19 protein-coding genes, 2 tRNA genes and 1 riboswitch are annotated in these 26,104 nt (G+C 62.8%); of the genes, 16 read left to right on the top strand and 5 right to left on the bottom strand.

Annotated features, from left to right (window positions below; all coding sequences use genetic code 11):
• Window positions 1-106: 106 nt before the first annotated feature.
• The 3 genes from FDP28_RS02535 (at window position 107) to FDP28_RS02525 (ending at window position 2,588) form a co-directional block, all read left to right on the top strand.
• Window positions 107-1,111, top strand: coding sequence for a hypothetical protein (locus FDP28_RS02535; RefSeq protein WP_144659030.1), 1,005 nt, complete (start codon window positions 107-109; stop codon window positions 1,109-1,111).
• A 107-nt stretch (window positions 1,112-1,218) separates the two neighbouring features.
• Window positions 1,219-1,701, top strand: coding sequence for a ribose-5-phosphate isomerase (locus tag FDP28_RS02530; protein ID WP_144659029.1), 483 nt, complete (start codon window positions 1,219-1,221; stop codon window positions 1,699-1,701).
• On the top strand, window positions 1,701-2,588 hold the full coding sequence (locus FDP28_RS02525; protein WP_144659028.1) for an Fpg/Nei family DNA glycosylase: 888 nt from the start codon (window positions 1,701-1,703) through the stop codon (window positions 2,586-2,588). The genes FDP28_RS02530 and FDP28_RS02525 overlap by 1 nt, the downstream gene beginning before the upstream one ends.
• 81 nt (window positions 2,589-2,669) lie before the next feature.
• Here FDP28_RS02525 and FDP28_RS02520 read toward each other — a convergent pair.
• Window positions 2,670-2,743 (bottom strand) — tRNA-Gly (locus FDP28_RS02520).
• A 126-nt stretch (window positions 2,744-2,869) separates the two neighbouring features.
• Between FDP28_RS02520 and FDP28_RS02515 the strand changes: the two genes are divergently transcribed.
• The 6 genes from FDP28_RS02515 to FDP28_RS02490 all read left to right on the top strand — a co-directional run bounded on the left by FDP28_RS02515 (window position 2,870) and on the right by FDP28_RS02490 (window position 8,126).
• Window positions 2,870-2,944, top strand: a tRNA-Pro gene (locus FDP28_RS02515).
• Window positions 2,945-3,013: 69 nt separating this feature from the next.
• Window positions 3,014-4,396 (top strand): trigger factor, encoded by a 1,383-nt coding sequence (tig, locus tag FDP28_RS02510; protein ID WP_144659027.1) that lies wholly within the window; start codon window positions 3,014-3,016, stop codon window positions 4,394-4,396.
• A 220-nt stretch (window positions 4,397-4,616) separates the two neighbouring features.
• Window positions 4,617-5,228 carry an ATP-dependent Clp protease proteolytic subunit gene (locus FDP28_RS02505; RefSeq protein WP_144659026.1) on the top strand — a complete coding sequence of 204 codons (612 nt, stop codon included), beginning with the start codon at window positions 4,617-4,619 and terminating at the stop codon, window positions 5,226-5,228.
• 40 nt (window positions 5,229-5,268) lie between these two features.
• Entirely contained in the window at window positions 5,269-5,928 is a 660-nt protein-coding gene (locus FDP28_RS02500; RefSeq protein ID WP_144659025.1) for an ATP-dependent Clp protease proteolytic subunit, read from the top strand.
• A 182-nt stretch (window positions 5,929-6,110) separates the two neighbouring features.
• Window positions 6,111-7,400 (top strand): ATP-dependent Clp protease ATP-binding subunit ClpX, encoded by a 1,290-nt coding sequence (gene clpX / locus FDP28_RS02495; protein WP_144659024.1) that lies wholly within the window; start codon window positions 6,111-6,113, stop codon window positions 7,398-7,400.
• Between the two features lie 81 nt (window positions 7,401-7,481).
• Window positions 7,482-8,126 (top strand): mycothiol-dependent nitroreductase Rv2466c family protein, encoded by a 645-nt coding sequence (locus FDP28_RS02490; RefSeq protein ID WP_144659023.1) that lies wholly within the window; start codon window positions 7,482-7,484, stop codon window positions 8,124-8,126.
• 13 nt (window positions 8,127-8,139) lie between these two features.
• Here FDP28_RS02490 and FDP28_RS02485 read toward each other — a convergent pair whose 3' ends face one another.
• Window positions 8,140-9,015: an Fpg/Nei family DNA glycosylase gene (locus FDP28_RS02485; RefSeq protein WP_186313478.1), complete on the bottom strand. Its 876-nt coding sequence runs from the start codon at window positions 9,013-9,015 to the stop codon at window positions 8,140-8,142.
• A 343-nt stretch (window positions 9,016-9,358) separates the two neighbouring features.
• Window positions 9,359-11,980, bottom strand: coding sequence for a valine--tRNA ligase (valS, locus tag FDP28_RS02480; RefSeq protein ID WP_144659021.1), 2,622 nt, complete (start codon window positions 11,978-11,980; stop codon window positions 9,359-9,361).
• A gap of 72 nt (window positions 11,981-12,052) precedes the next feature.
• On the opposite strand from valS, the gene FDP28_RS02475 reads away from it, so the two are divergent.
• A complete protein-coding gene (locus FDP28_RS02475; RefSeq protein ID WP_144659020.1) occupies window positions 12,053-12,832 on the top strand; it encodes an SDR family oxidoreductase in 780 nt (259 codons plus the stop codon).
• On the opposite strand, the gene FDP28_RS02470 is transcribed toward FDP28_RS02475, so the two are convergent.
• Window positions 12,829-13,863, bottom strand: a complete 1,035-nt coding sequence (locus FDP28_RS02470; RefSeq protein ID WP_144659019.1) for an endonuclease/exonuclease/phosphatase family protein — start codon at window positions 13,861-13,863, stop codon at window positions 12,829-12,831. The genes FDP28_RS02475 and FDP28_RS02470 overlap by 4 nt on opposite strands.
• A 329-nt stretch (window positions 13,864-14,192) precedes the next feature.
• On the opposite strand from FDP28_RS02470, the gene ileS reads away from it, so the two are divergent.
• The 4 genes from ileS to ndk are packed head-to-tail and all read left to right on the top strand — an operon-like array spanning window position 14,193 to window position 19,757.
• Complete coding sequence (gene ileS, locus FDP28_RS02465; RefSeq protein WP_144659018.1) at window positions 14,193-17,480, top strand: isoleucine--tRNA ligase; 3,288 nt, start codon at window positions 14,193-14,195, stop codon at window positions 17,478-17,480.
• A gap of 3 nt (window positions 17,481-17,483) precedes the next feature.
• The gene (locus FDP28_RS02460; protein WP_144659017.1) at window positions 17,484-18,845 is read left to right on the top strand and encodes a bifunctional folylpolyglutamate synthase/dihydrofolate synthase; all 1,362 of its coding nucleotides are present in this window, start codon (window positions 17,484-17,486) and stop codon (window positions 18,843-18,845) included.
• Window position 18,846: 1 nt separating this feature from the next.
• Window positions 18,847-19,299 carry a DUF4233 domain-containing protein gene (locus FDP28_RS02455; protein WP_144659016.1) on the top strand — a complete coding sequence of 151 codons (453 nt, stop codon included), beginning with the start codon at window positions 18,847-18,849 and terminating at the stop codon, window positions 19,297-19,299.
• Between the two features lie 41 nt (window positions 19,300-19,340).
• Entirely contained in the window at window positions 19,341-19,757 is a 417-nt protein-coding gene (gene ndk / locus FDP28_RS02450; RefSeq protein ID WP_144659015.1) for a nucleoside-diphosphate kinase, read from the top strand.
• 70 nt (window positions 19,758-19,827) lie between these two features.
• Here the strand turns inward: ndk and FDP28_RS02445 are convergent, their stop codons facing one another.
• On the bottom strand, window positions 19,828-20,499 hold the full coding sequence (locus tag FDP28_RS02445; RefSeq protein WP_144659014.1) for a vitamin K epoxide reductase family protein: 672 nt from the start codon (window positions 20,497-20,499) through the stop codon (window positions 19,828-19,830).
• 483 nt (window positions 20,500-20,982) lie between these two features.
• On the opposite strand from FDP28_RS02445, the gene FDP28_RS02440 reads away from it, so the two are divergent.
• Together FDP28_RS02440 and thiD are read left to right on the top strand one after the other, a co-directional pair.
• Complete coding sequence (locus FDP28_RS02440) at window positions 20,983-24,138, top strand: Rne/Rng family ribonuclease (RefSeq protein ID WP_144659013.1); 3,156 nt, start codon at window positions 20,983-20,985, stop codon at window positions 24,136-24,138.
• A gap of 86 nt (window positions 24,139-24,224) precedes the next feature.
• Window positions 24,225-24,323: riboswitch (TPP riboswitch) on the top strand.
• Window positions 24,314-25,999, top strand: coding sequence for a bifunctional hydroxymethylpyrimidine kinase/phosphomethylpyrimidine kinase (gene thiD / locus FDP28_RS02435; RefSeq protein ID WP_144659012.1), 1,686 nt, complete (start codon window positions 24,314-24,316; stop codon window positions 25,997-25,999). (Overlaps the previous riboswitch by 10 nt.)
• Window positions 26,000-26,104: the final 105 nt, after the last annotated feature.

The raw sequence follows: 26,104 nt of genomic DNA, 5'->3' as shown, positions 1-26,104 counted from the left end.
GACCGGCCGGTCCGCCGGCCGCTGGTATGAAGTTATTCTTTCACTCCGAGGGCGGAAGGCAAGGAGTGATCGCCACAGTGTCGCTCCCACGGAGTAGCGTTGGGATATGGGAACGATCCGCGAAAAACTCGACTTCCGCGCCTTGAGGTTCGCGGTTGCTTTTCCACTGCTGCTCGCCATCGGCTTCATGGTGTGCGCCCAGATGCTGCGCAATGATCTTCCCAATCCCGTCGCGGTCATGTGGAGTGCCGACGGCGGCACGTCCTTTGCGCCTTTCGGCGCCTATGTAACAGTCGGCGCAGCGCTGATCACCTTGTGTGGGTGGGCGGTGTTCCTGCAAGCCGTCCCCATTTCCAGGCCAGTCATCATGCGGCGGGTGATGATGGGTGTTGGGCTGATGGTCAGCCTGTTCATCACTACCGTGCTCGCGGCGGGACTGGTAGGCCAAACCGGGGCAGTGGATGCCCGCGGGACCCATGTGGACCCCATTGTGCTGGCCATGGGCAGTGGAGCGGCGTTGGCGCTGGGCGTCGTCATGATGTTCGCTTTCAAGCCCGACCCCCGCTGGACAAGGGAAGATGACGCCGCGCTGCAGCAGGAGTTGGCACTCCTGGCGGACCCGGATCTGGCCCGCGACAGCCTCAGAATGTGGGTGCACGCGCGCAGCTCGGTTTTCGTCATGATCATGGTGTCGGCTGTCTTTCCCGCTGCCTTGATTGCCATTGCGGTGCCGTGGCTTGGGGCGCTTGTAGCCGTAGCAGCACTGGTTGGTGCCGGGTTCCTGTTTGCCAGGGTCCGTGCTGACAGGGGCGGCTTGCAGGTGTTCGCTGGGGGCATCGTGCGGGTCCTGACCGTTCCCGCCGTCGAGATTTCCGCGGCTGCCGCGGCAGAGGTCAAAGCAGCCGATTACGGCGGCTGGGGCCTGAGGCACCATGACGACGCCACCGCAATGCTGGTCGGCAGTGGCCCTGCAGTAGTAGTCAGGAAACTCAACGGAGGCCGCGTTGCCTTGAGCGCTGGCACGCTTGCTTCTGCTGACAGGCTTGCCGGCATCCTCAACAGGGCTGCGCACCGGGCGCGTGATGACGGGCAGGCCCCGCAACCCCGGTAGCGGTAATCTAGGTAACGCATCCCTCAACGCCGCGCCCGGCAGATGCTGTGCCGCTGCCCAGAGCCGCCGCCAGCGCCGCACAGCGCCCAGAAAAGAATGGACTTTCCGTGACTACACCCCGCGTCCACATCGCCACCGACCACGCTGGAATGGAACTGAGCGCACACCTGGTCAGCCACCTCACAGCGAAGGGCTACGAAGTAGTGGACCACGGCCCCAAAGAATACGACGCACTGGATGACTACCCGTCGTTCTGCATCAATGCGGCCGTTGCTGTCGTCGCAGACCAGCAGGCGGGAGTTCACGCCCTGGGCATCGTGCTGGGCGGATCGGGAAACGGTGAGCAGATCGCGGCGAACAAGGTCAAGGGAGTTCGTGCAGCGCTGGTGTGGAACCTTTCCACCGCAAAACTGGCCCGCGAACACAACGACGCGAATGTCGTGGCCGTGGGTGGCCGCCAGCACACAGTGGAGGAAGCAACCGAACTTATCGAGGCTTTCCTGCAGGAACCCTTCAGCAATGATGAGCGACACGTGCGCCGCATCGGCAAGATCGCCGTGTACGAAACCACCGGCGAAATCGTCCCGTAGTGCCGGAGGGGCATTCGGTCCATAGGCTTGCCCGCCAATTCCAGGATGTCTTTGGCGGCCAGCGCTTGGAAGTTTCCAGTCCGCAGGGACGTTTTGTTGCCGGGGCGCAGCTGCTGACAGGGCACACCATGGTGGAGGCCCTGGCCCACGGCAAACAATTCTTCCTGAGGTTCGATCACGGGCTGTTTCTCCATGTCCACCTGGGGCTGTACGGTGCCTGGAGCTTTGGAGGAGACAGTACCTTTACCGGTTCCTCCAGTATCGGGGCTCCCCGCCGCATCGGTGAGCGCGAAAGCAGTGCAGGCCAGGATGGCGGTCAGTACACGGGGCCGCCGCCGCCCGTTGGGGCCGTCCGCGTCCGTTTGGTGTCGGAACACGGCTGGGCGGATCTCAGGGGTGCTACCACCTGCGCGGCGATCACCGCAGCCGAGGCGGAAGCGGTCCTGGATCGCCTGGGGCCTGATCCCCTCCATAACCGGCCGGGGGACCGGGAGGAATTCATCGGGCGCCTGCGCCGCCGCAAGACTGCAGTTGCCCTGCTGATGATGGACCAGTCCGTGCTGGCAGGGGTAGGCAACATCTACCGGGCCGAGGTGCTCTTTCGGCAGGCGGTGGATCCGTGGACGCCTGGGAACGGCATCGATATCGAAACCGCAGGCCGGTTGTGGGACGACACCGTCAGGACCATGGCCGACGGCGTCCGCGACGGCCGGATTGTTACGACGCCTTCGTCACTCTGGAGCGAAGGCGGGGTACTGCCGTCCGACGCCGACGCCCACTTTGTCTATAAGCGCGAGGGAATGCCCTGCCGGGCTTGCGGCACCCTGGTGGGGGTGACAGAAATAGGAGCGCGGAAACTCTACTGGTGCCCTGGCTGCCAGGTGTAGAAAAGCCTTGGTATCCGGTGAATACGCCGGATGCGACGGCAAAAAGAAAAGGCCCCGATCCGAAGATCGGGGCCTTTTCCCTGGAGGGGACGACGGGAATCGAACCCGCGTAATCAGTTTGGAAGACTGAGGCTTTACCATTAAGCTACGTCCCCGAAAGGATCTCCTGTTCAGGACATCTTCCCGGTGGCTGTTCAAGCCGGGTATAACTAAACCTAATTCCGGCGGCGGTGTCAAATGTGCATTCTCGGCCCGCTTGCCCGTAGACTGTCCTGTGCATTCGGGGTGTAGCTCAGCTTGGCTAGAGCGCCTGCTTTGGGAGCAGGAAGTCGCAGGTTCAAATCCTGTCACCCCGACTCTGTGTTTGCGTCCGATTCCGGGACGCAACAGAACCCCATACCCACAAAATCAGGAGTACTTAGACTGTGAAGAGCGCTGTCGAGAACCTCACCGCAACGCGGGTCAAGCTCAACGTTGAGGTTCCCTTTGAGGAACTGAAGCCGAGCATCGATGCCGCGTACAAGACCGTTGCTTCGCAGATCCAGGTTCCCGGATTCCGCAAGGGCAAAGTTCCCTCCAAGCTCATCGACCAGCGCGTTGGCCGTGGGTATGTCCTGGAGACGGCCATCAACGATGGCCTCAACGGCTGGTACCAGGCCGCAGTCCAGGAAACGGGCGTTCGCCCCCTGAGCCGTCCCGAGGTTGAGATCACCGAGGTTCCGGATCCCTCCGCAACCGATGGCGAGCTGAAGTTCCAGGTGGAGATCGACGTCCGCCCCGAGATCGAGCTGCCGGACTACGCAGGCATCAAGGTTGAGGTTGCCGCTGCCGAATCCTCCGAGGCCGACGTCGACAAGTCCCTCGACGAACTGCGTGGCCGCTTCGGCACGCTGAAGTCCGTTGAGCGTCCTGCCAAGAACGATGACTTCCTCACCATCGACATCACCGCCACCATCGACGGCGAAGAGATCGACTCCGCTGCGGGCCTGTCCTACCAGGTAGGCGCCGGCACCATGCTCGAAGGCCTCGACGAAGCCGTGACCGGCCTGTCCGCCGACGAAGAAGCCATCTTCGACACCACCCTTGTTGGTGGCGACCACGCCGGTGAAGCTGCCCAGGTAAAGGTTGTCGTGAAGGCCGTCAAGGAGCGCGAGCTTCCGGAGGCCAACGACGACTTCGCCCAGCTGGCTTCGGAGTTCGACACCCTTGCAGAGCTCCGTGAGGACCTCGCCAAGCAGGCTGCCGACTCCAAGGTTGTGGAGCAGGGCGTCGAGGCCCGCGACAAGGTTCTGGACAAGCTTGTTGAACTCGTAGAGGTACCTGTTCCGGAATCCGTCGTGGAAGAGCAGCTCGAAGCGCACTTCAACCCGGAGAACGCCCACGGCGAAGGTGACCACGACACCGAGGAGCACCGCGCCGAGGTCAAGGCCAACACCGAGCGTGCGTTCCAGAACGAAATCATCCTTGACGCCATTGCGGACAAGGAAGAAGTAGAGGTCAGCCAGAACGAGCTGATCGACTACATCGTGACCACCGCCAGCCAGTACGGCATGGACCCCAACCAGTTCGCTCAGATCATCGACCAGAGCGGCCAGGTTCCCATGATGGTTTCCGAGGTCCGCCGTCGTAAGGCGCTGGCCGTCGTGCTGGGCCAGGCAGAGGTTGTCGACTCCGAGGGCAACAAGGTTGACCTGACCGACTTCGTCCGCCCTGCCGGCGAAGCAGCAGCTGAAGAAGCCGCCGCCGTCGAAGCAACGGAAGAGTCCGACGCCGTTGCAAGCGATGACCCCGCAGCAGTGAAGTTCTAAGCAACAACGCAAACCGACCCCGGATCTGATGATCCGGGGTCGGTTTTCTTTAAGCCCGGACACCGGTGCTCCATGCAGACGTGCGCCGTCAGCGAACAGTGCGATTCCGGCGAACAAATCGCTCCGGAAAACGGTTAGTGTCCAAGTAGTGAAGTTCAGTGACGTCACTGGCACCAGCGAGAGGTAAGTACTTATGTCACAGCAATCAGAGGCTCCCCGGATGGCAACTGTCGATCCCGCAGCCCAGGACAACTACATCTACAACCGCCTGCTGAAAGAGCGCATTATCTGGCTCGGCTCTGAAGTGCGTGACGAGAACGCCAACGCCATTTGCTCCCAGCTCCTTCTTCTCTCCGCAGAAGACCCGGAGAAGGACATCTACCTGTACATCAACTCGCCCGGTGGTTCGGTGACCGCCGGCATGGCCATCTACGACACCATGCAGTTCATCCCGAACGATGTCGTCACCGTGGCAACCGGACTCGCCGCTTCCATGGGCCAGTTCCTGCTGTCCTCCGGAACCAAGGGCAAGCGTTACGCAACCCCGAATGCACGTATCCTGATGCACCAGCCCTCCGGCGGCATCGGCGGAACGGCCTCGGACATCAAGATCCAGGCCGAGCTGATCCTGCACATGAAGAAGGTCATGGCGGAACTTACCGCGGAGCAGACCGGACAGACCGTGGAAACCATCCTCAAGGACAATGACCGCGACAAGTGGTTCACCGCCACTGAGGCCCTGGAATACGGCTTCTTCGACAAGATCTCGGCGCACGCCGGTTCTGTAGCTGGTGGCGGCGGTACGGCCAACCAGACGAACTCCGAGAACTGATCCGGCACCAAAGAACCACTGAAAACCCAGGAGTAAGAACATGAACTACAACTTCGGATGGTCTGCCGGTAACCTCCCGTCCAGCCGTTACGTCCTGCCCCAGTTCGAAGAGCGCACGCCCTACGGCTTCAAGCGCCAGGACCCGTACACCAAGCTCTTCGAGGACCGCATCATCTTCCTCGGAGTCCAGGTCGATGACGCCTCTGCCGACGACATCATGGCCCAGCTGCTGGTCCTTGAGTCCACGGACCCGGACCGCGACATCACGTTGTACATCAACTCGCCCGGTGGTTCCTTCACGGCCATGACGGCGATCTACGACACCATGCAGTACATCCGTCCGGAGATCCAGACGGTGTGCCTGGGGCAGGCAGCCAGTGCGGCCGCGGTCCTGCTCGCCGCCGGCACCCCCGGCAAGCGCCTGGCCCTGCCGAACGCCCGCGTCCTGATCCACCAGCCGGCCCTTTCCGGCGGCCAGGGTGGCCAGGCCTCGGACCTCGAAATCCAGGCTGCGGAGGTCATGCGCATGAGGACCTGGCTTGAGGACACGCTGGCCCACCACTCGGGACGCACGTCCGAGCAGGTCAACAACGACATCGAACGCGACAAGATCCTGACGGCGGCCGAAGCCATGAGTTACGGCCTGATCGACCAGGTTCTGGACTCCCGGAAGATCAAGCCGCAGGCGATCGCCCGGTAGCACACGGAATACGACGCCGGTGCGGTTCGCGAAATATGGACCGCACCGGCGTTCTGTTTCCACGCAAGCAGCCCATTGTGACCTAGAGTGGATGGTGTCACGGTGGTGCCAACCGCGGCTTGGCCGCACACTTGAGTACGGCGCGGAGCCGCATCACCCGCATGCAACGAAGGGATTCCCACATGGCTCGGATTGGTGAGAGCACGGATCTGCTGAAGTGTTCTTTCTGCGGAAAGAGCCAGAAGCAGGTGCGGAAGCTGATTGCCGGGCCCGGTGTGTACATCTGTGACGAGTGCATCGAGCTGTGCAACGAGATCATCGAAGAGGAGCTTGCGGAAGTTTCCGATCTCGGCAGCTTCGAATTGCCCAAGCCCCGGGAAATCTTCGATTTTCTGCAGGAATACGTCATTGGCCAGGAACCCGCCAAACGGTCCTTGGCAGTGGCTGTCTATAACCACTACAAGCGGATCCAGGCAGGCCATGCACCCAAGACCGGCAGCTTGGGGGAGGGCTCCCATCACGAGGACGTGGAGATCGCCAAGTCCAACATTTTGCTGATCGGACCCACCGGTTGCGGTAAGACGTACCTGGCACAGACCCTGGCCCGGCGGCTCAACGTGCCGTTCGCTGTCGCTGATGCCACGGCCTTGACCGAAGCCGGCTACGTCGGCGAGGACGTCGAGAACATTCTGCTCAAGCTCATCCAGGCCGCCGACTACGACGTCAAGAAGGCCGAGCAGGGCATCATCTATATCGATGAGATCGACAAGATTTCCCGTAAGAGCGAAAACCCCTCGATCACGCGCGACGTTTCCGGTGAGGGCGTCCAACAGGCGCTCCTGAAGATACTTGAGGGTACAGTGGCCTCTGTCCCACCCCAGGGCGGACGGAAGCACCCGCATCAGGAGTTCATCCAGATCGACACCACCAATGTCCTCTTCATTGTGGCGGGCGCCTTTGCCGGCCTGGAAGACATCATCGGTTCGCGGTCCGGGCGGAAGGGCATCGGCTTCGGTGCTCCGCTGAACGAAGCCCGCGATACCGTGGATACCTACGGCGAGGTCATGCCCGAGGATCTGCTGAAATTCGGACTCATCCCTGAATTCATCGGCCGTCTCCCTGTCATTACCACCGTGTCCAGCCTCGACCGGCCGGCCCTCATCCAGATTTTGTCCACACCGAAGAATGCCCTGGTGAAGCAGTATCAGAAGATGTTCCAGCTCGACGGCGTGGAGTTGCAGTTCGAGCAGGAGGCCTTGAACGCTATCGCTGACCAGGCCCTGGAGCGCGGAACCGGTGCACGTGGCCTGCGGGCCATCATGGAAGAAGTGCTGCTTCCGGTCATGTTTGATCTTCCCAGCCGGGATGACATTGCAACGGTGGTCATCACAGCCGATGCGGTAGCCAAGAAGGCCCAGCCGACCATGATCGCCCATGACGTAGTGGCCAAGCGGCGGAATAAGTCGGCCTGACCGGCCGTTGGCCAAAGAAGGAGCGGTTCTCCAGGGACCGCCGTGATTGCCTACGTTTCCACTCTTGTCGAGGAGTCCTCTGTGTCCGAACAGATTGCGTCTGAAGTGACCGCGCCCGAAAACACCGTCAATAAAGCCGACTTCTGGTTCGACCCTGTGTGCCCCTTTGCATGGATCACGTCACGTTGGATCGGAGAGGTGGAGCAAGTACGCGGCATCGAAACCACCTGGCATGTGATGAGCCTGTCCGTCCTGAACGAAGGCCGCGACCTCCCCGCCGAGTACAGGGCCATGATGGATGACAGCTGGGGTCCTGTCCGCGTGATCATTGCGGCGCAGGAGCTCCATGGCAGCAGCTACGTCAAGCCGCTTTATGACGCCATGGGAGAGCAGATCCACCATGAGGGCAACAAGGACCGCGCTTCGGTGATCCAGAAAGCCCTTGCAGAGACCGGGCTTCCCGCCGACCTGGCACGCTTCGCAGAGTCGGACGAATACGACGCCAAGCTGCGGGCCAGCCACGAGGCCGGTATCTCCCTGGTGGGCCAGGATGTCGGGACTCCCGTGGTCGCAGTCAATGGGACCGCGTTCTTCGGGCCTGTCCTCACCCGCATTCCCCGGGGCGAGGAAGCCGGGAAGCTCTGGGATGCGACAGTCACGTTGGCCGGCTACCCGCACTTCTTTGAACTCAAGCGCAGCCGCACGGAGAGTCCGGAATTCAACTAGCTGTACCCAAGCGCTACTTCAGGAAGCGCGAGGTCCGGCGGTCGGCCAGGATTTTTCCGTTGGTCTGGCAGTGGGGGCAGTATTGGAGGGAGGTGTCCGCGAAGGACACCTCCCTTACTGTTTCTCCGCACACGGGGCACGGCAAACCGGTCCTGGCGTGTACCCGGAAGTTGCTGCGCTTGGTGTCCTTGAGTTCGCTGGAGGGTTTTCCGGCAGCTGCGTTGACGGCGCCCACCAGGACTTCCTGCATGGAGTCATACAAACGGGCCACCGTTTCGTTGTCCAGCGACTTTGCGATGGCGAACGGGGAGATCTTCGCGGCGTGGAGAATCTCGTCACTGTATGCGTTGCCGATGCCAGCGATCACGCTTTGGCTGCGCAGCAGGCCTTTGATCTGCTGCGGGCTGGACTTCACTATGGCGGCGAAAGCGGCCTCATCGAACTCGGGACTCAGCGGTTCAGGGCCAAGCGTCGCGATACCCGGAACGTCCTGCGGGTCCCTGACTACATAGATGGCCAGGCTCTTCTTGGTTCCGGCTTCTGTCAGGTCCACTCCGATGTGGGCGTCGTCGACGGGACGGTGGAACAGCAGCCTCGCCGAGATGTTGCTCTTGCCCATCCGCAATCCCGCGGAGGAAGGGTGCTCGGTGTAGCGGACCCAGCCTGCTTTGGCTAAATGGAAAATGAAGAAGAGCCCGTCCAAATCAAGGCAAACGAACTTTCCAAGGCGCCGCGCCCCCTGAATGGTCCTTCCCTTCAAGGCGCTGTAGGGAGGATCGGCAGTCTTGAGCGCAGAGAAGGAGTTGATGCGGACCTCGGTCAGCGTGGCTCCACGGAGTTGGGTGTCCAGGTACATGCACAGGCCGTGCACTTCGGGCAGTTCCGGCATGGACATTACTCTGCCACAGCTGCTCGCAGATAGTCAGGATAACTACAGGTCTGTAGTTCTTTCCGAAGCCTTGTGCATCCCGGTCAGCAGGACAACAATTGTTCTTACCCACTTCGAAAGAAGAGGGACACGGAAACCAAAGATTCAGTGATATGCAACCAACGCAGCCTTTGGCACAGTTGGAAGCAAGCTACCTGTGACGAGGTAGGAAGACCTGAAATTCCAAGGATTCCGCCAGACTGTCAAGTCGTCACCGGACAGCCGAAAAGTCGAAGCCCCACCAACGGCAAAACGCTGATGGGGCTTCCCCTTTGCCCAAAAATCCCTTGGGCGCTCGTGTCGCTTAGGAGGCCGGGGCCTCCTCGGCAGGAGCCAGGACGACGTCGCTGACGGTCAACTCACCTTCACCGGACTGCAAGGTGATCTCCTGCGCGTTGGCTGCCGCCTTCAAGTCACCCAGGCCGGCCTTCAGCTGCGCAACCAGTACCTCAGAAGCTGTGATGGAGGCGGAGAGCACCTCGGTGCGCTGCTTGACCTTGGCCTCGGACTTTGCCTTGCGGATGCCGCTCAAAGCGATACCGACCGTGCCAAGCATGGTGGTGTCGCCGTCGGTGATCTCAAGGGCCGTGGGCCATTCGGCACGGTGGACCGAACCCGTGCGCCACCAGCCCCAGACCTCTTCGGTAGCGAAGGGAAGGAACGGGGCGAAGAGGCGGAGCAAGGAGTCCAGCGTCGTTGCCAGTGCAGCCAGGACGGAAGCCTGCTCCGACTCTCCGGCTGCGCCGTAGGCACGGTCCTTGATCAGTTCGACGTAGTCGTCGGTGAACTGCCAGAAGAAGGACTCAGTGATTTGCAATGCGCGGGCATAGTCGTAGTTGTCGAACGCTTTGGTGGCCTGGGCGACGACGTCGGACAGCTGCGCCAGGAGAGCGCGGTCCAGCGGGTTCGCCAGAACCGACAGATCGCTGTTTACCACCGAGTTCTCCGTGGCACCGAGGTTGAGCACGAATTTGGATGCGTTCAGCAGCTTGATGGCCAGGCGGCGACCGATCTTCATCTGGGCGATCTCGTACGCGGTGTCAGCGCCGAGCTTGGCCGAAGCTGCCCAATAGCGGACGGCATCCGAACCATATTCGTTCAGCACATCGGTAGGTACCACTACGTTGCCCTTGGACTTGGACATCTTCTTGCGGTCCGGGTCCAGGATCCAGCCGGAGATGGCCGCATGCTTCCACGGTGCGCTGTTCTGGAGTGCATCGGCGCGGACGACCGAAGAGAACAACCACGTACGGATAATGTCGTGGCCCTGCGGACGGAGGTCGAAGGGGTAGACCTTGGAAAACAGTTCGTCATCCCGGCTCCAGCCACCAACGATCTGAGGCGTCAGCGAGGACGTGGCCCAGGTGTCGAGAACGTCAGCGTCTCCGGTAAAGCCGTTGGCTTGGTCGCGCTGGGACTCATCGAAACCGGGGGCAGCATCTGCCGCCGGGTCGACGGGCAGCATCTCATCGGAAGGCAGGATGGGGTTGTCGTAGTCCGGATTGCCTTGGGCGTCCAGCGGGTACCACACCGGGATGGGCACGCCGAAGAAGCGCTGACGGGATACGAGCCAGTCACCGTTGAGGCCGGCGATCCAGTTCTCGTACCGGGAGCGCATGAAGGACGGGTGGAAGTTGATTTCCTGGCCTCGGCCGATCAGGCGCTGGCGGCGTTCTTCGTCGCGGCCACCGTTGCGGATGTACCACTGGCGGGAGGTGACCACCTCAAGGGGCTTGTCGCCCTTTTCGAAGAAGTTCACCGGGTGGGTGATCTTCTTCGGTTCGCCATCGAGCAGTTCGGCTGCCTTGAGCAGTTCAACTACTGCTTCCTTGGCGGAGAAGGCGGTCTTGCCTGCGATGGCCGCGTAGGCTTCCTTGCCGGCTTCGGTGGTAATCCACTCGGGAGTTTCGGCGATGATGCGGCCGTCACGACCCATGATGGCGCGGGTAGGCAGCTGCAGTTCGCGCCACCAGGTGACGTCGGTCAGGTCGCCGAAGGTACAGACCATGGCAATGCCGGAACCCTTGTCCGCCTTGGCAAGCGGGTGGGCCTTGACCTCAAGCTCGACGTCGAACAGGGGCGACTTCACGGTCTTGCCGAACAGGGGCTGGTACCGCTCGTCGTCAGGGTTTGCCACCAGCGCTGCACAGGCAGCCAGCAACTCGGGACGGGTGGTCTCGATGAAGATCTTTTCGCCGTCTTCAGTGAAGAAGGGGTAGCGGTAGTAGGCACCGGGGACTTCGCGGTCCTCAAGCTCGGCCTGGGCCACAGCGGTACGGAACGTGACATCCCACAGAGTGGGGGCTTCGGCCATGTAAGCGTCACCGGCAGCCAGGTTGGCCAGGAAGGCACGCTGCGAGACGGCGCGGGAGGTGTCATCAATGGTGCGGTAGGTCAGGTCCCAGTCGACGGACAGGCCGAGCGTCTGGAAGAGGTTTTCGAAGACCTTCTCGTCCTCAACGGCGAGTTCTTCGCACAGTTCGATGAAGTTCTGGCGCGAAACGACGTCGAAATCGCGCTGGTTCTTCGCAGGCTGGGCAGGCGGGCGGTAGTCCGCGTTGTACGGGATGGCGGGATCGCAGCGAACGCCGTAGTAGTTCTGGACACGGCGCTCCGTGGGCAGGCCGTTGTCGTCCCAACCCATGGGGTAGAAGACGTTCTTGCCGGTCATCCGCATGTAGCGGGCCTGGACGTCCGTCTGGGTGAAGGAGAACATGTGGCCCACGTGGAGCGAGCCGGAAGCCGTCGGCGGGGGAGTGTCGATCGAGTAGACCTGCTCCCGGGTGGTGTCCGGGTTGAACTTGTAGGTTCCCTCTTCGAGCCAGCGCTGCGTCAAAGCAGCCTCGAGGCCTTCGAGGGCCGGCTTGTCGGGGACGTTAATGGGGGCGGTGGCGGGCGTGTCTGTACCCTGCGTTGATTCAGCCATGGACCAATTGTTTCATGGCTTGGCGTTACAACCCGCCGTGGGTCGATGGCGAACGCCCGCTAGGGTGGTGCCATGACTTTGGCAGCGCACAGCACCCCCGCAGCAGAGAACAAGACAGCCGTCGTCACTGGCGCCAGTACCGGAATCGGTGAGGCGACCGTGAAGGCCCTGGCATCGAGCGGATGGACGGTGTTTGCCGTAGCCCGACGCGCCGACAGGATCGAGGCCCTGGGTGCCGAAACCGGCGCGGTGCCGTTCCCGGCAGACATCACGAACGACGACGACGTCGCGGCCCTTCTCGCGGCCGTCACCGAGGCCGGGGGTGCTGACACGCTCATCAACATCGCCGGCGGCGCGAGGGGCGCCGACACCATTGGGAACGCGGACACCGAGGACTGGGAATGGATGTACCAGGTCAACGTCCTGGGCACCATGAAAATCACCCGGGCATTCCTGCCCATGCTGCGAGAGACCGGCGAAGGCACGGTGCTGAACCTCACCTCCACTGCAGGGCTGTCCGCTTATGAAGGCGGTGGAGGCTACAACGCCGCCAAATTCGCCCAGCATGCCATGACCAACGCACTGCGGCTTGAGGAAGTCGGCAACAACATCCGCGTCATCGAAGTGGCTCCCGGATTGGTGTACACGGAGGAATTCGCCCTTAACAGGCTGGGGGACAAGGACGCGGCAGCCAAGGTCTACGCAGGGGTGGAAAAGCCCTTGACGGCCGATGACGTAGCCGACGTCGTCAAGTACGCGGTCTCGCTTCCGCACCACATCAATCTGGACCAGATCGTAGTGCGCCCGGTAGCCCAGGCAGCGAACCACAAACTGATCCGCAAGCAGGACTAGCCCGCAGGAACAGCAAGCGTAGCGAGCACAGCCGCGTGGTCTGAGCCAGGCACTTTCTGAACCTGGTAGCCGCTGCTGCTGATTCGGGAGGACGTGACCACGTGGTCCAGCACCGTTCCCGGGAGCAGCGGCCCTTCCATGGGCCAGGTGGGGGAGAACCGCGCCGTGGCTGCTGTGCCTACATCCACCAGCTTGGCGCCGCCATTCCCGGAGTCCAGCATCTCCCGGAACTCCGCGTGGTCGTAGGACGCATTGAAGTCGCCCATCAGCAGCTGGGTACCAGGGCTTGAGGCTTGGCGGCCGATCTTGGCCAGGTCGCTGCGCCACTGTTCGATCCTCTCGTCCACGGGAGGCAGGGCATGGACGTTCGTGAGATCCAGCGCCGACCTCTGGCCTGTCTTAGGGTCTGCTGCCAGCACCCTGGTGACGGCCATGTGGAAAGGCGTGTCCGGAAGAAGTCCATCGGGTTCCAACGGGAAGACCGAGTAGACGGCACCACCGCCGGCATCGTCACGGGGGTCGCTCACACGCTGGGGGAGGAGATCCTTCAGGCCTGCCGCTTGAAGACGATCCTCCAACCCCTGTGTATGCTCCTGCAGTGCCAGCAGCTGGACACCGTTCTCCCGGACCAGCTGCACGATGCCCGCCGCGTCGGCTTCGCCGAATTCGGTGTTCAGGCTCATGACTTTCACTGAAACAGTAGGTGTCCCGTCGGGCAGCCGTTCCGGCTTGCCGGCGTCGAAAGGGAACAACCAGAACAACTGCGCTGCCATCAGGGCCGCCGTCGTGATGATGACCCAGACCCGGCGCCCCACCACGCCGAGGACCAGTGCCAGGGCCGCCGGGATGACCAGCCAGGGCGTGAACGCCACTAGCTGAACCACGGGCAAAGGCCATTCGGCGGGGACCGCTCTGAACAGGGAAACCCCCGCCGTGGGCACCGCCACGATCAGCGCAAACACCGTCCACGCAAGGGAGGGGCGGTGTCGGGCGGGGCTTCCGGCCTGCAGGGCAGGTGCGTGGTTGGACATGGACCCGAGTCTAGGCAGCCCCGCGGCGTCAGGCCGTCCTCCTCAAGGATGACTCTGTGAGTGGAGCAGCACGCCCGGCTGACGCTAGACTAAGGGGACCAGCATCGACCCGGCCATCACCGGTGAGCTTCCGGAAGAACCGCAGTGAGTGCCAAAACGGCAGTCAGCGCCCAGTAGAACCGGACGGGTAAGCCCGTCACAGCAGTAATGAGAGGCCGGAGCGTTACGTTCCGGTAAGTGAGGTGGTACCGCGGTACCTGAGCTGCCGACAGGCAGAACAGAAGCCGTCCTCGCATCCTGACAGTCAACCAGCTATCACAGGATATGAGATGACCCACTACCCCAAGGCCTCAGCGTCTTCGTCCGGCGCGCAAGGCGTGTCCGCCTCCGTGAAGTTCCCGGAAATCGAAGAGCGCATCCTCAAATACTGGGATGAAGACGGCACGTTCCAAGCCAGCATCGACCAACGCGACGCCGGGCAAGACGGCAGCAACGAGTTCGTCTTCTACGACGGACCGCCCTTCGCCAACGGACTGCCGCACTACGGACACCTGCTGACCGGTTACGCCAAGGACCTCGTGGGTCGCTACCAGACCCAGCGCGGCAAGCGCGTCGAACGCCGCTTCGGCTGGGACACGCACGGCCTCCCCGCAGAGCTCGAAGCGATGAAGCAACTGGGCATGACCGACAAGACCCAGATCGAAGCCATGGGCATCGACAAATTCAACGACGCCTGCCGCGCCTCCGTCATGAAGTACGCCAACGAGTGGAAGGCCTACGTCACCCGCCAGGCACGCTGGGTTGACTTCGAGAACGACTACAAGACACTCAACGTCGAGTATATGGAGTCGGTCCTCTGGGCCTTCAAGCAGTTGCACGAGAAGGGCCTGACCTACAACGGCTACCGCGTCCTGCCGTACTGCTGGAAGGACGAGACCCCCTTGTCCAACCACGAACTGCGCATGGACGATGACGTCTACAAGAACCGCCAAGACCAGACCGTCACGGTCACCTTCCCCATCAAGGCTGGGGAGTCCGAAGTTTCCCGGGCGCTCGCAGGCGTTCAGGCCCTTGCCTGGACCACCACCCCCTGGACGCTTCCGACCAACCTGGCGCTCGCCGTCGGGCCTGACATCAGTTACGCCGTCCTGCCCGCTGGACCCAACGGCGTCAAGGCCGCTTCCGCAGAGGCGCCGGTGACCGGCAGCTTCCTGCTGGCTGCCGACCTTGTGGGGTCCTACGCCAAGGACCTGGGGTACGACGACGGCGCTGCCGCAACCGCCGCTGTCACGGCCACCTACACCGGCTCCCAGCTTGAGGGCCTCGAATACGAGCCGCTGTGGAACGATTTCGCTGACACGGAGAAGTACGGTACGCAGAACGCCTGGCGCGTCCTCGTAGCGGAGTACGTCACCACCACAGACGGTACGGGCATCGTCCACCAGGCCCCCGCCTACGGTGAGGATGACCAGAAGGTCTGTGAGGCTGCGGGAATTCCGGTTGTCCTGTCGGTGGATGAGGGCGCCAAGTTCCTGCCGCTGTTCGCCCATGGTGAGCTCGCCGACATCGTTGGCCTGCAGGTCTTCGACGCGAACAAGCCCATCACCCAGGTGCTGCGCGCAGATGGCCGCCTGGTCCGCCAGGCCAGCTATGAGCACAGCTACCCGCATTGCTGGCGTTGCCGCAACCCCCTGATCTACCGGGCGGTCTCCTCCTGGTACGTGGAGGTCACCAAGTTCAAGGACCGCATGTCGGAGCTGAACCAGGAGATCAACTGGATCCCCGGCAACGTCAAGGACGGCCAGTTCGGCAAGTGGCTCGACAACGCCCGTGACTGGTCCATCAGCCGCAACCGTTACTGGGGCTCGCCCATTCCGGTGTGGCAGTCCGACGACCCCGAATACCCGCGCACGGATGTCTACGGCTCCCTGGCCGACCTTGAAGCCGACTTCGGCCGCTTGCCCGTCAACAACGAGGGCCAGGTGGACCTGCACCGGCCGTTCATCGACGAACTGACGCGCCCGAACCCGGACGACCCCACGGGCAAGTCCACCATGCGCCGCGTGGAGGACGTCCTGGACGTCTGGTTCGACTCCGGCTCCATGCCCTACGGCCAGGTGCACTACCCGTTCCAGAACGAAGACTGGTTCGACACCCACAACCCCGCGGACTTCATCGTGGAGTACATCGGGCAGACCCGTGGCTGGTTCTACATGCTTCACATCCTGTCCACGGCCCTGTTCGACCGGCCCGCTTTCCGCAACGTGATCAGCCACGGCATCGTGCTCGGCTCGGACGGCCAGAAGATGTCCAAGAGCCTGCGGAACTACCCGGACGTCTCCGAGGTCCTGGACCGTGATGGCTCCGACGCCATGCGCTGGTTCCTCATGTCCAGCCCCATCCTCCGTGGTGGAAACCTGATCGTCACCGAACAGGGCATCCGCGACGGTGTACGCCAGGTCATCCTGCCGCTTTGGAACGTGTACAGCTTCTTCACGCTCTACACGAACGCCTCCAACGGTGGTTCCGGCTACGACGCGAAGCTCCGTTACGACGGTTACGCTGACACCCTGGACCAGTACCTCCTGGCCAACACTGGAGACCTCGTCCGCAAGGTCACCGAAAACCTGGACACGTACGACATCTCCGGGGCTTGCGATGAACTTCGCAGCTACTTGGACATGCTCACCAACTGGTACGTCCGACGCAGCCGTCAGCGCTTCTTTGACGAGAACGTTGATGCCTTCGACGCCCTGTACACGGCGCTCGAAACTGTGTGCCGGGTGGCAGCGTCCCTGCTGCCACTCGTCTCGGAAGAGATCTGGCGCGGCTTGACCGGGGGCCGTTCGGTCCACCTGGCCGACTGGCCGGACGCTTCCCTGTTCCCGTCCAACCCCGAACTCGTCGAAGCCATGGACCGCGTCCAGCAGATCTGTTCCACAGGTTCCAGCCTCCGCAAGGCCGCGAACCTTCGCGTTCGCCTGCCGTTGCAGGAACTGACGGTCGTGGCACCGGGCGCGGACGCGCTGGAAGGATTCGCCGCCGTCGTCGCCGATGAACTGAACCTGCGGTCGGTGCGGCTGCTGGATGCCGCCACGGCTTCGCCGGAGGAGTTCGGCATCGAGCAGAAGCTCGTGGTCAATGCCCGTGCCGCCGGCCCGCGCCTGGGCAAGAACGTGCAGCAGGCGATCAAGGGTTCCAAGTCCGGTGACTGGTCCGTGAACGACGCCGGTGTGGTTGTTGCCGGTGGCCTGGAACTTGAACCGCAGGAATACACGCTGGAAACCGTTGTTTCGGACGCCGTCGACGGCGGTTCCGCTTCCGTTGCGGTGCTGCCAGGTGGCGGGTTCGTGGTACTGAATACCGAAGTCACCCCGGAACTCGCGGCCGAAGGCCTCGCCCGTGACATGGTCCGTGCCATCCAGCAGGCACGCAAGGATGCCGGCTTCAATGTGAGCGACCGTATCAACACCACGGTGGAAGCACAGCAGGACGTCGTCGATGCCCTCAAGGCCAACGCCGGGCTGGTCAAGACGGAAACGCTGACCTTGGAGCTGGAAGCCCTGGTTTCGGGCGCGGCAGAACCCCGGGTCACCGTAGAGAAGGCAGGGGCCTGATCCATGACTGACGAATTCTCCGTCGAGAGCGTCTATGCCGAACTCCTCGGCCGCGCACCGGAAAACAAGATGGAACCGCGCCTTGCGCCGCTGTTCCGGGCCATGGATGTGCTGGGGGAGCCGAACAAGGCCTTCCCGATCATCCACATCACGGGCACCAATGGAAAGACTTCCACTGCCCGCATGATCGAAGCCGGGTTGCGCGCGCACGGTCTGAGCACGGGCCGCTACACCAGCCCGCACCTGTCCAAGGTGACCGAACGGATCAGCATCAACGGTGAACCCGTTTCTGATGACACTTTCGTGCGGATCTGGGACGAAATCCGGCCGTACCTCGAGATTGTGGACAACGAACTCGTCGCCGATGGCCAGCCCCGGTTGACCTACTTCGAGTGCGTCACCATTCTCGGCTTCGCCATTTTCGCCGACCAGCCAGTTGACGTGGCCGTGATCGAAGTCGGCCTTGGCGGCATCACCGACGCCACCAACGTTGGCGATGGACAGGTGTCGGTCATCACACCGATTTCCCTGGACCACACGGACCTCCTGGGTGACACCACCGAAGACATCGCCTACGAGAAAGCCGGAATCATCAAGCCTGGAGGCTTTTTGGTAAGCGCTGCCCAGCCGGTTGACGCCGCACAGGTCCTGCTGGAAAAGGCCCGCGAAGTCGACGTGCCGTTCCGCTTCGAGGGCGTCGAATTCGGCGTGGAAGCGCGCAGCGTGGCCGTGGGCGGGCAGGTTGTGACCATCCAAGGACTGGCAGGACGCTATGAAGACCTGCTGCTTCCGCTGCATGGTGCCCACCAGGCCGAGAATGCAGCTGTCGCTGTGGCTGCCCTTGAAGCCTTTTTCGGCGGTGGCGCGAAGGAACTCGACGCCGATGTACTCCGGGAGGCCTTCGGCACCGTGAGCTCACCCGGCCGCCTCGAGGTTGTCAGGACCGCACCGACCATCGTGGTGGATGCAGCCCATAACCCCGACGGCATCAGGGTGTCGGCCGAGGCCATCCAGGAAGCGTTCAGCTTCAGCAAATTGGTGGTTGTGGTGGGAGTTCTGCGCGAAAAGGACGCCGAGGAGATCCTGAAAACGCTAAAGGAGTCACTGGGGGACCTCGCCGAGGAGTTCTGCTTCACGCAGTCCACCTCGCCGCGGGCTGTGCCCGCCGCTGAACTGGCTGAGCTCGCCGTCGATCTTGGTTTCGGCGAAGAAAACGTGCACATCGCCGAGAAGCTCGACGACGCCATTGAGTGGGCCGTTGAGCGTTCCGAATCGAACGATGACCTTGCAGGCGGAGTGCTGGTGACCGGTTCCATCACGGTGGTGGCGGAGGCCCGGATCCTGCTGGGAAAGGCGGGTTCCTAGTATGGCGAAAATGACCAAAGCGCAGCGCGAATGGCGTCCCGGGATGCCGAAGAAGCGCCGTTCGACCAAGGTGATGTTCGCGTCCACGGTGCTGCTGCTCGAAGCCTTCGTTGCGTTCTTCGGCACGCTCGCTGTATTCGGACTCAAGCGTGGCGAGGTCGATCCGGGCATCATCCTGGGTGTGGGCATTGCGTTGAGCGTGGTGCTGGTTCTTGCGTGCGCCGTGTTGTCCAAGCCGTGGGGCGTGGCCCTCGGGTGGGTGCTGCAGATCGTGCTCATTCTGACCGGCCTGGCGGAGCCCATGATGTTCATCGTGGGTGTCCTGTTCGCAATCTGCTGGTGGTACGGGATCCGCGCCGGCATGAGGATTGACCGCGAGGTGGCCCAGCGCGACCGCGAGCAGGCCGAATGGGACGCGGCCCACAGTGACGAAGCCGGCCCGCAAACCCCGTAAACTGGCTGGGAAACCACCGAACACATCACATTGGAGCAACTGTGAGCATTGAACGGACCCTCGTCCTGGTCAAGCCCGACGGCGTCGCCCGCAACCTGGGCGGCAGCATCCTGGCCCGCATCGAAGCCAAGGGCTACACCTTGGCCGAATTGAAGAAGGTCAACGCCACCCGCGAGCTGCTGGAACAGCACTACGAGGAACACGTGGGCAAGCCCTTCTACGAGCCCCTGGTTGAGTTCATGCTGAGCGGCCCGGTCATCGCAGCCGTTTTCGAGGGCCACCGCGTCATCGAAGGCTTCCGCTCCCTCGCCGGGACGACGGACCCCACGACGGCGGCACCCGGCACCATCCGCGGTGACTTCGGCCGCGACTGGGGTTTGGCTGTCCAGCAGAACCTGGTCCACGGCTCCGACTCCGTTGATTCGGCAGAGCGCGAAATCAAGATCTGGTTCAACTGATCCAGGCGTAGACAGCCGAAAGGTCCCGTGTTCGTTCGAACACGGGACCTTTCTTATTGGCGGCGTGGCTTTAGTAGCCCGACGTCCCGGCAAAGACGTGGATGAAAGCGAAGAAGATGGTGGCGATGACCGCCACGTACAGCAGCACCACGATGATCCACCCGGAGTCGCTGAGCAACTTGGCCAGGGACGGCGGTGCCTTAATGACCCCGTGGGCGATGTTGCGGATGGTCACCCAGACGAACATGGGAATCATGACAGCCCATACGATCATGCAGAACGGGCAGAGCACGTTGATGACGTACAGCGCTTGTGACCACAGCCAGACCACGAAGGCAAAGCCCAGGGTCACGCCCGCTTGGAGTCCCAACCAATAGCCGCGTGAGAAACGCGCTCCGGAGAGCAATCCCACGGCGGTGGTGATGATGACGGCGAAGGCAACGATGCCGATGAACATATTGGGGAACCCGAAGAGGGAACTCTGCCACGTCTTCATCACGGTTCCGCAGGAAACCCACGGGTTCACATCACAAGCAGTGATGTGGTTTGGATCCTGGAGCACTTGGAGCTTCTCCAGGACCAGGGCGCCCGACGCCAGCCATCCAATGACGCCGGTAACCAGCAGCAGCCACGCGAACGGCTTGTCGCGTACGGCCCTTGGCAACATTTCCTGCTGAGTGGACGGTTCCTCCACGCTGGTGGAGGCTTTCTTGGCCAGGTTCTCCCTGGCGGTGCTCGGCATCGCGGATCTGATCCTTTTCGACAGTATGCCCGGCAGCCCGGGAAGTGCTCTTGGGAGGATTGTAGCGCCGGAGGCTGGACGCAGCGCCCAGCTTTTCCCGTCCCGGCTTTGCCGCCCGGTGCGACACAGCTCCCTAGCGGGCAAAGTCGTATGGGTGTGAGAGAATGAACATGGCTGGAAGCCGACCCACATTCGGATTCCGGTCCGGTGACTTGTTCCCAAGACCGCCAGCATGAGCTGGGCATGCCAGGATCACGTCGATCTTCGGTAGGCCCGCCATGACAATGGACGGCACCTGGTTGTGGCAGCAGAACAACGGGTTTCAGAGCTGAGCCACCGGTCTTCCAGGGCTGCCGCACCCCAAGGATGGTGCGAACCGGAAGGCATACTATCGACTTCTGTCAACGCCTGCGGGTTTTGACAATATGTGCCCCACTGGGCGCCGGATGTGGCGGTGTCGCTGGGGCAGGAGTGTTGCCATATATGGATAATGACCAGGTTGTAGCCGTTAATGATGAGGCAGCGGCCGCGGAAAACGCGGAAGCGCCGAAGAAAACCACCCGCACCCGGCGCAAGGCTGCGCCTAAAGCAGCCGATGCAGTAGAAACCCCTGCAGCTGAGGCCCCAGCCCCCGAAGCTACGGAAAAGCCCGTACGCCGGACCCGGGCCCGCAAGAAGGTGGAACCGGCCGAGCCACTGCCCGGCCTTGGTGAGGAAGCCGCCGTCGGGCAGGAAGCCGCTGCCGAAAGCCAGCCCGAAGCAATCGTGGAAGCCGCTCCCGAAAAGCCGGTCCGCCGTCGTCGTGCTGCCAAGCCGAAGGTAGAAGCGGAAGAGGCCCCGGTTGCTGCGGAAGTGACCGAAGAACCTGCCGCGGAAACCACGACGCCGGACACCGGCTCCCAGCCGGAAGCGCCTGCCGCTGAAGAAGAAGCTGTCGAGGACGCCACGCCTGCTGAAGAAGCCGCTCCTGCTGCGACGTCACTGTTCATGGAGCCGGTTTCCATTACTTCCATGATTTTCCAGGCTCCGGACCTGACCACTGTTCCGCGCGCCGCGGCCGTGGAAGAAAAGGACGACGAGGCTGAGGATGACGCTGAAACCGGCGCTGAGGGCGAACTGGACGAAGGTGGCAGCCGTCGCCGCCGCCGGAGCCGTGGCCGCCGTGGCCGCCGCGGGACCGAGCGAGAGAATGACAGCGAAGACAGCAGCGACTCCGGGGACGACGAGGCTCCGGCAGCTGAAGCCCTCGAAGACGGCGTTACCTCGCGTCGTCGTCGCAGGCGCCGCCGTGGAGACCAGGACCTTGAACTGACCGGCGGCTCGGACGATGATCCGCCCAACACGGTCACCCGTGTCCGCGCACCGCGCCCCATCACGGAAACTGCCCCCTCCAACCGGGTCGCCAGCGTCAAGGGCTCTACCCGCCTCGAGGCGAAGAAGCAGCGTCGTCGCGAGTCACGCGAGACCGGACGCCGCCGCCAGGTGATCACCGAAGCGGAGTTCCTGGCACGCCGCGAGTCGGTGGACCGGCAGATGATCGTCCGCCAGCGCGATGACAGAATCCAGATCGGCGTCCTTGAGGACGGCGTACTGGCTGAGCACTTTGTGTCCAAGACCCAGCAGGACTCACTGATCGGCAACGTGTACCTGGGCAAGGTCCAGAACGTCCTGCCCTCGATGGAAGCTGCCTTCGTGGACATCGGACGCGGCCGCAACGCGGTGCTCTACGCCGGTGAAGTGAACTGGGACGCGGTCAACCTTGAAGGCCAGCCTCGCCGGATCGAGAACGCACTGAAGTCGGGGGACTCTGTCCTGGTCCAGGTCACCAAGGACCCCGTGGGGCACAAGGGTGCCCGCCTCACAAGCCAGATTTCCCTCCCGGGCCGCTACCTCGTGTACGTGCCCGGTGGATCCATGACCGGCATCTCCCGCAAGCTGCCCGACGTCGAACGCAACCGCCTCAAGCGGATCCTCAAGGACCGCCTGCCGGAAAACGCCGGCGTCATTGTCCGCACCGCCGCTGAGGGCGCATCGGAAGAAGAACTGACCCACGACATCAACCGGCTGCGCGCGCAGTGGGAGGGCATCGAAGGGCAGGCTGCCTCCACCAAGGTGCTGGCACCGGAACTGCTCTACGGCGAACCGGACCTCACCATCAAGGTGGTCCGCGACGTCTTCAACGAGGACTTCTCCAAGCTGATCGTCTCCGGTGACGATGCCTGGGACACCATCGAGGCCTACGTCACCTACGTTGCTCCCGATCTGGTGGGCCGGCTCGAAAAGTGGACCAAGGACCAGGACATCTTCTCCGCTTGGCGCATCGATGAGCAGATCCACAAGGCACTCGAACGCAAGGTCTTCCTGCCTTCCGGTGGTTCGTTGGTCATCGACCGCACTGAGGCCATGACCGTGGTGGACGTCAACACCGGTAAGTTCACCGGCAGCGGCGGCAACCTCGAGGAGACAGTCACCAAGAACAACCTTGAAGCTGCCGAGGAAGTAGTCCGGCAACTTCGCCTGCGTGACATCGGCGGCATTATTGTCATCGATTTCATCGACATGGTGCTGGAATCCAACCGCGATCTCGTGCTGCGCCGCCTGGTCGAATGCTTGGGCCGCGACCGTACCAAGCACCAGGTTGCTGAAGTGACCTCGCTCGGTTTGGTGCAGATGACGCGCAAACGCATGGGTACCGGACTCCTTGAGGTCTTCGGTGAACAGTGTGAGCATTGCGCAGGCCGTGGTGTCGTGACACACGACGAGCCCGTGGAGCATCGTCGTGCCAACGTGGCGGCTGTCGAGCAGCACCGTCCCAACACCGAGGCGCAACAGCCCACCGCGCGTACGGAACGCAAGCGTCGTCGCGGCAAGGGAGGAGCGCAGGGGGCAGCCGAAGCACCCACCCAGGTCCACGCGGCGCCCTCAGCTCCGGCTGCCCCGGCGGCGCACCCGGAACCACAGGACCCTGCGCGCCAGGCAAAAGCTGAAGCGACCCGTGCAGCGCTGGCGACCATTGCCGCCGCAGCGCATGCTGCCCACCTGCACGATGACGAAATCCACAAGGCCGAAGAGCTGGCCCGGGCTGCCGGGCAGCACGAGGCCGGCGCAGGATCCATTTCTGCTGCGGCAAAGGATGCTCCGACGGACCAGGCCACTGAGGCCCACGATGCCGCCGTCCGTGAAGCGCGCTCCACCCCGGTGCTGCGCTTCGGCGGCGAAGAGGTTGCGCTGCCTTTCGTCGAACACCATGACGAGCCGCAGACGTCCAAGCCTGCCATGAGCCTGGACCGATTGGCCGAGGCGTTCTCGCACCTCGGTGCCGCTCCGTCCGCCGAGGAAGAGGGCGCTTCGGAGAGTGCAGCGGCTCCAGCTGCCGGAACAGCCCCGGAAGCCGCCGCACAGGTTCCTTCGTCCGGAGAAGCTCCTGCGGCTTCGAGGGGTCGCCGGGGCCGCCGGAACCGCAGTGCCAGCAGGGCACAAGGTGCGGCCAACGAGACCAGTGTTGAGCACCACGAGGAAGCTGCCACAGCTGCCCAGGGATCGGCACACCAGTCCAAGGCGCCGGCAGAACCGGTCCGGAAACCGGCTTCGGAGGAACCCATCATCCTGGGTGTCGGCGTGCCTGCCTCCGAGCTCTGATCGACGTCAGTGGTTTCGAGGGCCCTGTAATATCCGCCAGGAGCGGGCATTACGGGGCCCTCGCCCTTTTCGGTGCGTTAGGCTGGGGGACTGACACGGGGTGCCAGGCGGTGGGCCGGGCTGAGATCCAGACCCGTTGAACCTGTCCGGTTAGCACCGGCGAAGGGATGTCCTCATGGCTGAGTTGTCATATTCCTCTGTGTATCCGCTGGTGGCGGACCACAGGCAGACCCCACGGGTACTGAGCATTGCAGGCTCAGATCCCTCCGGAGGCGCCGGGATCCAAGCAGACCTTAAGAGCATCGCCGCCCACGGCGGTTACGGAATGGCTGCCATCACGGCCCTGACCGCACAAAACACCCAGGGTGTCAGTGCCGTCCACGTACCCCCGGTGGAGTTCCTGCGGCAACAGTTGACCGCGATCAGCAGCGACATCGCCATCGATGCCGTCAAGATCGGCATGCTGGGGGACGCAGAGGTGATTGATGAAGTCCGCAGGTGGCTTGGGGAAGTGCATCCCGCCGTCGTCGTCCTTGACCCGGTGATGGTGGCCACCAGCGGTGACCGCCTCCTGACGGAGTCTGCCGTCGAGGCCCTTCGTTCCTTGCTGCCGTTGGCGGACCTCATCACGCCCAACTTGCCGGAACTTGCCATATTGCTGGGCGAGCCTGAGGCGGCCGATTGGGCTTCGGCCCTGGAGCAGGGCAAGCGCCTTGCCGCGGAATGCGGAAACACCGTCCTGGTCAAGGGCGGTCACCTGGCTGGAGCCGAGTGTCCGGATGCGTTGATCAACACCGTTGGCTTGTTGCACCAGGATGTCGTCGAGGTAGCCGGTCCGCGGATTGACACAAAGAACAGCCATGGCACTGGGTGCTCGTTGTCGTCGGCGATGGCCACCGTACAAGTACGTACGGGTGACTGGGAAGCGTCGTTGCGCGAGGTAAAACCGTGGCTGCTCCAGGCGCTGCGGGGTTCAGTTGAGCTGGAGGTCGGCGAAGGCAACGGACCAGTGGACCACTTCCATCACCAGCGCAAGCTCCAAACGGGCGGGTTCGCTGCCATCTTGTGGAAAGAAGCCGTCCCTGAGCTTGAAAGAATCCATGAGCTGAACTTCATCCAGGAACTGCAGTCCGGGCAGCTGCCGGAGCCTGCATTCAGTTACTACCTGGCACAGGATGCGATCTATTTGAATGGCTATTCCAGGGTGCTGGCCCGGGCAGGCGCGTTGGCGCCCACTGAAGAAGAACAACTGTTCTGGGCCAAGGGATCACAGCAGTGCCTCGAAGTGGAATCGGAACTGCACAGGAACTGGCTGAGTACCCGCGAGGCATCGGGTGTGACGGGACCAGTGACCAAAGCCTATGTGGACCACCTGCTCGCCGCTTCGACGTCGGGCAGCTATGCAGTGGTTCTGGCCGCGATCCTGCCTTGCTACTGGTTGTACGCCGAAGTAGGGGAGAAGCTCCATGCCGCCTTTGTGGAGGCGGGGGCTTCAGCCGCCCACCCTTACGCGGAGTGGCTGAGGACGTATGCGGACGAAGCTTTCGCCGCTGCCACCCGCGAAGCGATCAACTTCACGGACGCAGCCGCACTCTCAGCTACCGCTCGTGAGCGTGCGGACATGCTGGAGGCCTTCAGGCAGTCCTGCCGCTATGAGACCGCGTTCTTTGACGCTCCCAGGCTTCACGCCTCGGGGCAGCATCCGTGGGTCGGGCAGCAAAGCCGGCTTCCTCCGCGCGCCGGATCGCGTGATTCGTTGCCGAACCCTGTAGGCTGTATGGGCACGGTGCCGGGAGAGTCCGTTACGACTCGTGACGCAAGTCACGTGGCAGCCTCCGGACCCGGCCTCATTTGCAGCTGAGGGTCAAACTAGCGTAATCTTGATCTTCGGTGCTTACGCCAACACTTGGGTTATGCCCCGTGGAATTGTTCATGGGATGACTCGCGGGCTTCGATCAGGAGTCCA

The organism is Paenarthrobacter nicotinovorans, assembly GCF_007670255.1.
Taxonomy (GTDB): Bacteria; Actinomycetota; Actinomycetes; order Actinomycetales; family Micrococcaceae; genus Arthrobacter; species Arthrobacter nicotinovorans_B.
This window is presented reverse-complemented; position numbering and strand designations above follow the sequence as displayed.

Bases quoted from the DNA above. Each gene is read 5' to 3' on its own strand.
- FDP28_RS02535 (WP_144659030.1), top strand. From the start codon at position 107: ATGGGAACGATCCGCGAAAAACTCGACTTCCGCGCCTTGAGGTTCGCG.
- FDP28_RS02505 (WP_144659026.1), top strand. From the start codon at position 4,617: ATGGCAACTGTCGATCCCGCAGCCCAGGACAACTACATCTACAACCGC.
- FDP28_RS02500 (WP_144659025.1), top strand. From the start codon at position 5,269: ATGAACTACAACTTCGGATGGTCTGCCGGTAACCTCCCGTCCAGCCGT.
- clpX (WP_144659024.1), top strand. From the start codon at position 6,111: ATGGCTCGGATTGGTGAGAGCACGGATCTGCTGAAGTGTTCTTTCTGC.
- FDP28_RS02485 (WP_186313478.1), bottom strand. From the start codon at position 9,015: ATGCCGGAACTGCCCGAAGTGCACGGCCTGTGCATGTACCTGGACACC.
- valS (WP_144659021.1), bottom strand. From the start codon at position 11,980: ATGGCTGAATCAACGCAGGGTACAGACACGCCCGCCACCGCCCCCATT.
- FDP28_RS02475 (WP_144659020.1), top strand. From the start codon at position 12,053: ATGACTTTGGCAGCGCACAGCACCCCCGCAGCAGAGAACAAGACAGCC.
- FDP28_RS02470 (WP_144659019.1), bottom strand. From the start codon at position 13,863: ATGTCCAACCACGCACCTGCCCTGCAGGCCGGAAGCCCCGCCCGACAC.
- ileS (WP_144659018.1), top strand. From the start codon at position 14,193: ATGACCCACTACCCCAAGGCCTCAGCGTCTTCGTCCGGCGCGCAAGGC.
- FDP28_RS02460 (WP_144659017.1), top strand. From the start codon at position 17,484: ATGACTGACGAATTCTCCGTCGAGAGCGTCTATGCCGAACTCCTCGGC.
- FDP28_RS02455 (WP_144659016.1), top strand. From the start codon at position 18,847: ATGGCGAAAATGACCAAAGCGCAGCGCGAATGGCGTCCCGGGATGCCG.
- FDP28_RS02445 (WP_144659014.1), bottom strand. From the start codon at position 20,499: ATGCCGAGCACCGCCAGGGAGAACCTGGCCAAGAAAGCCTCCACCAGC.
- FDP28_RS02440 (WP_144659013.1), top strand. From the start codon at position 20,983: ATGGATAATGACCAGGTTGTAGCCGTTAATGATGAGGCAGCGGCCGCG.
- thiD (WP_144659012.1), top strand. From the start codon at position 24,314: ATGGCTGAGTTGTCATATTCCTCTGTGTATCCGCTGGTGGCGGACCAC.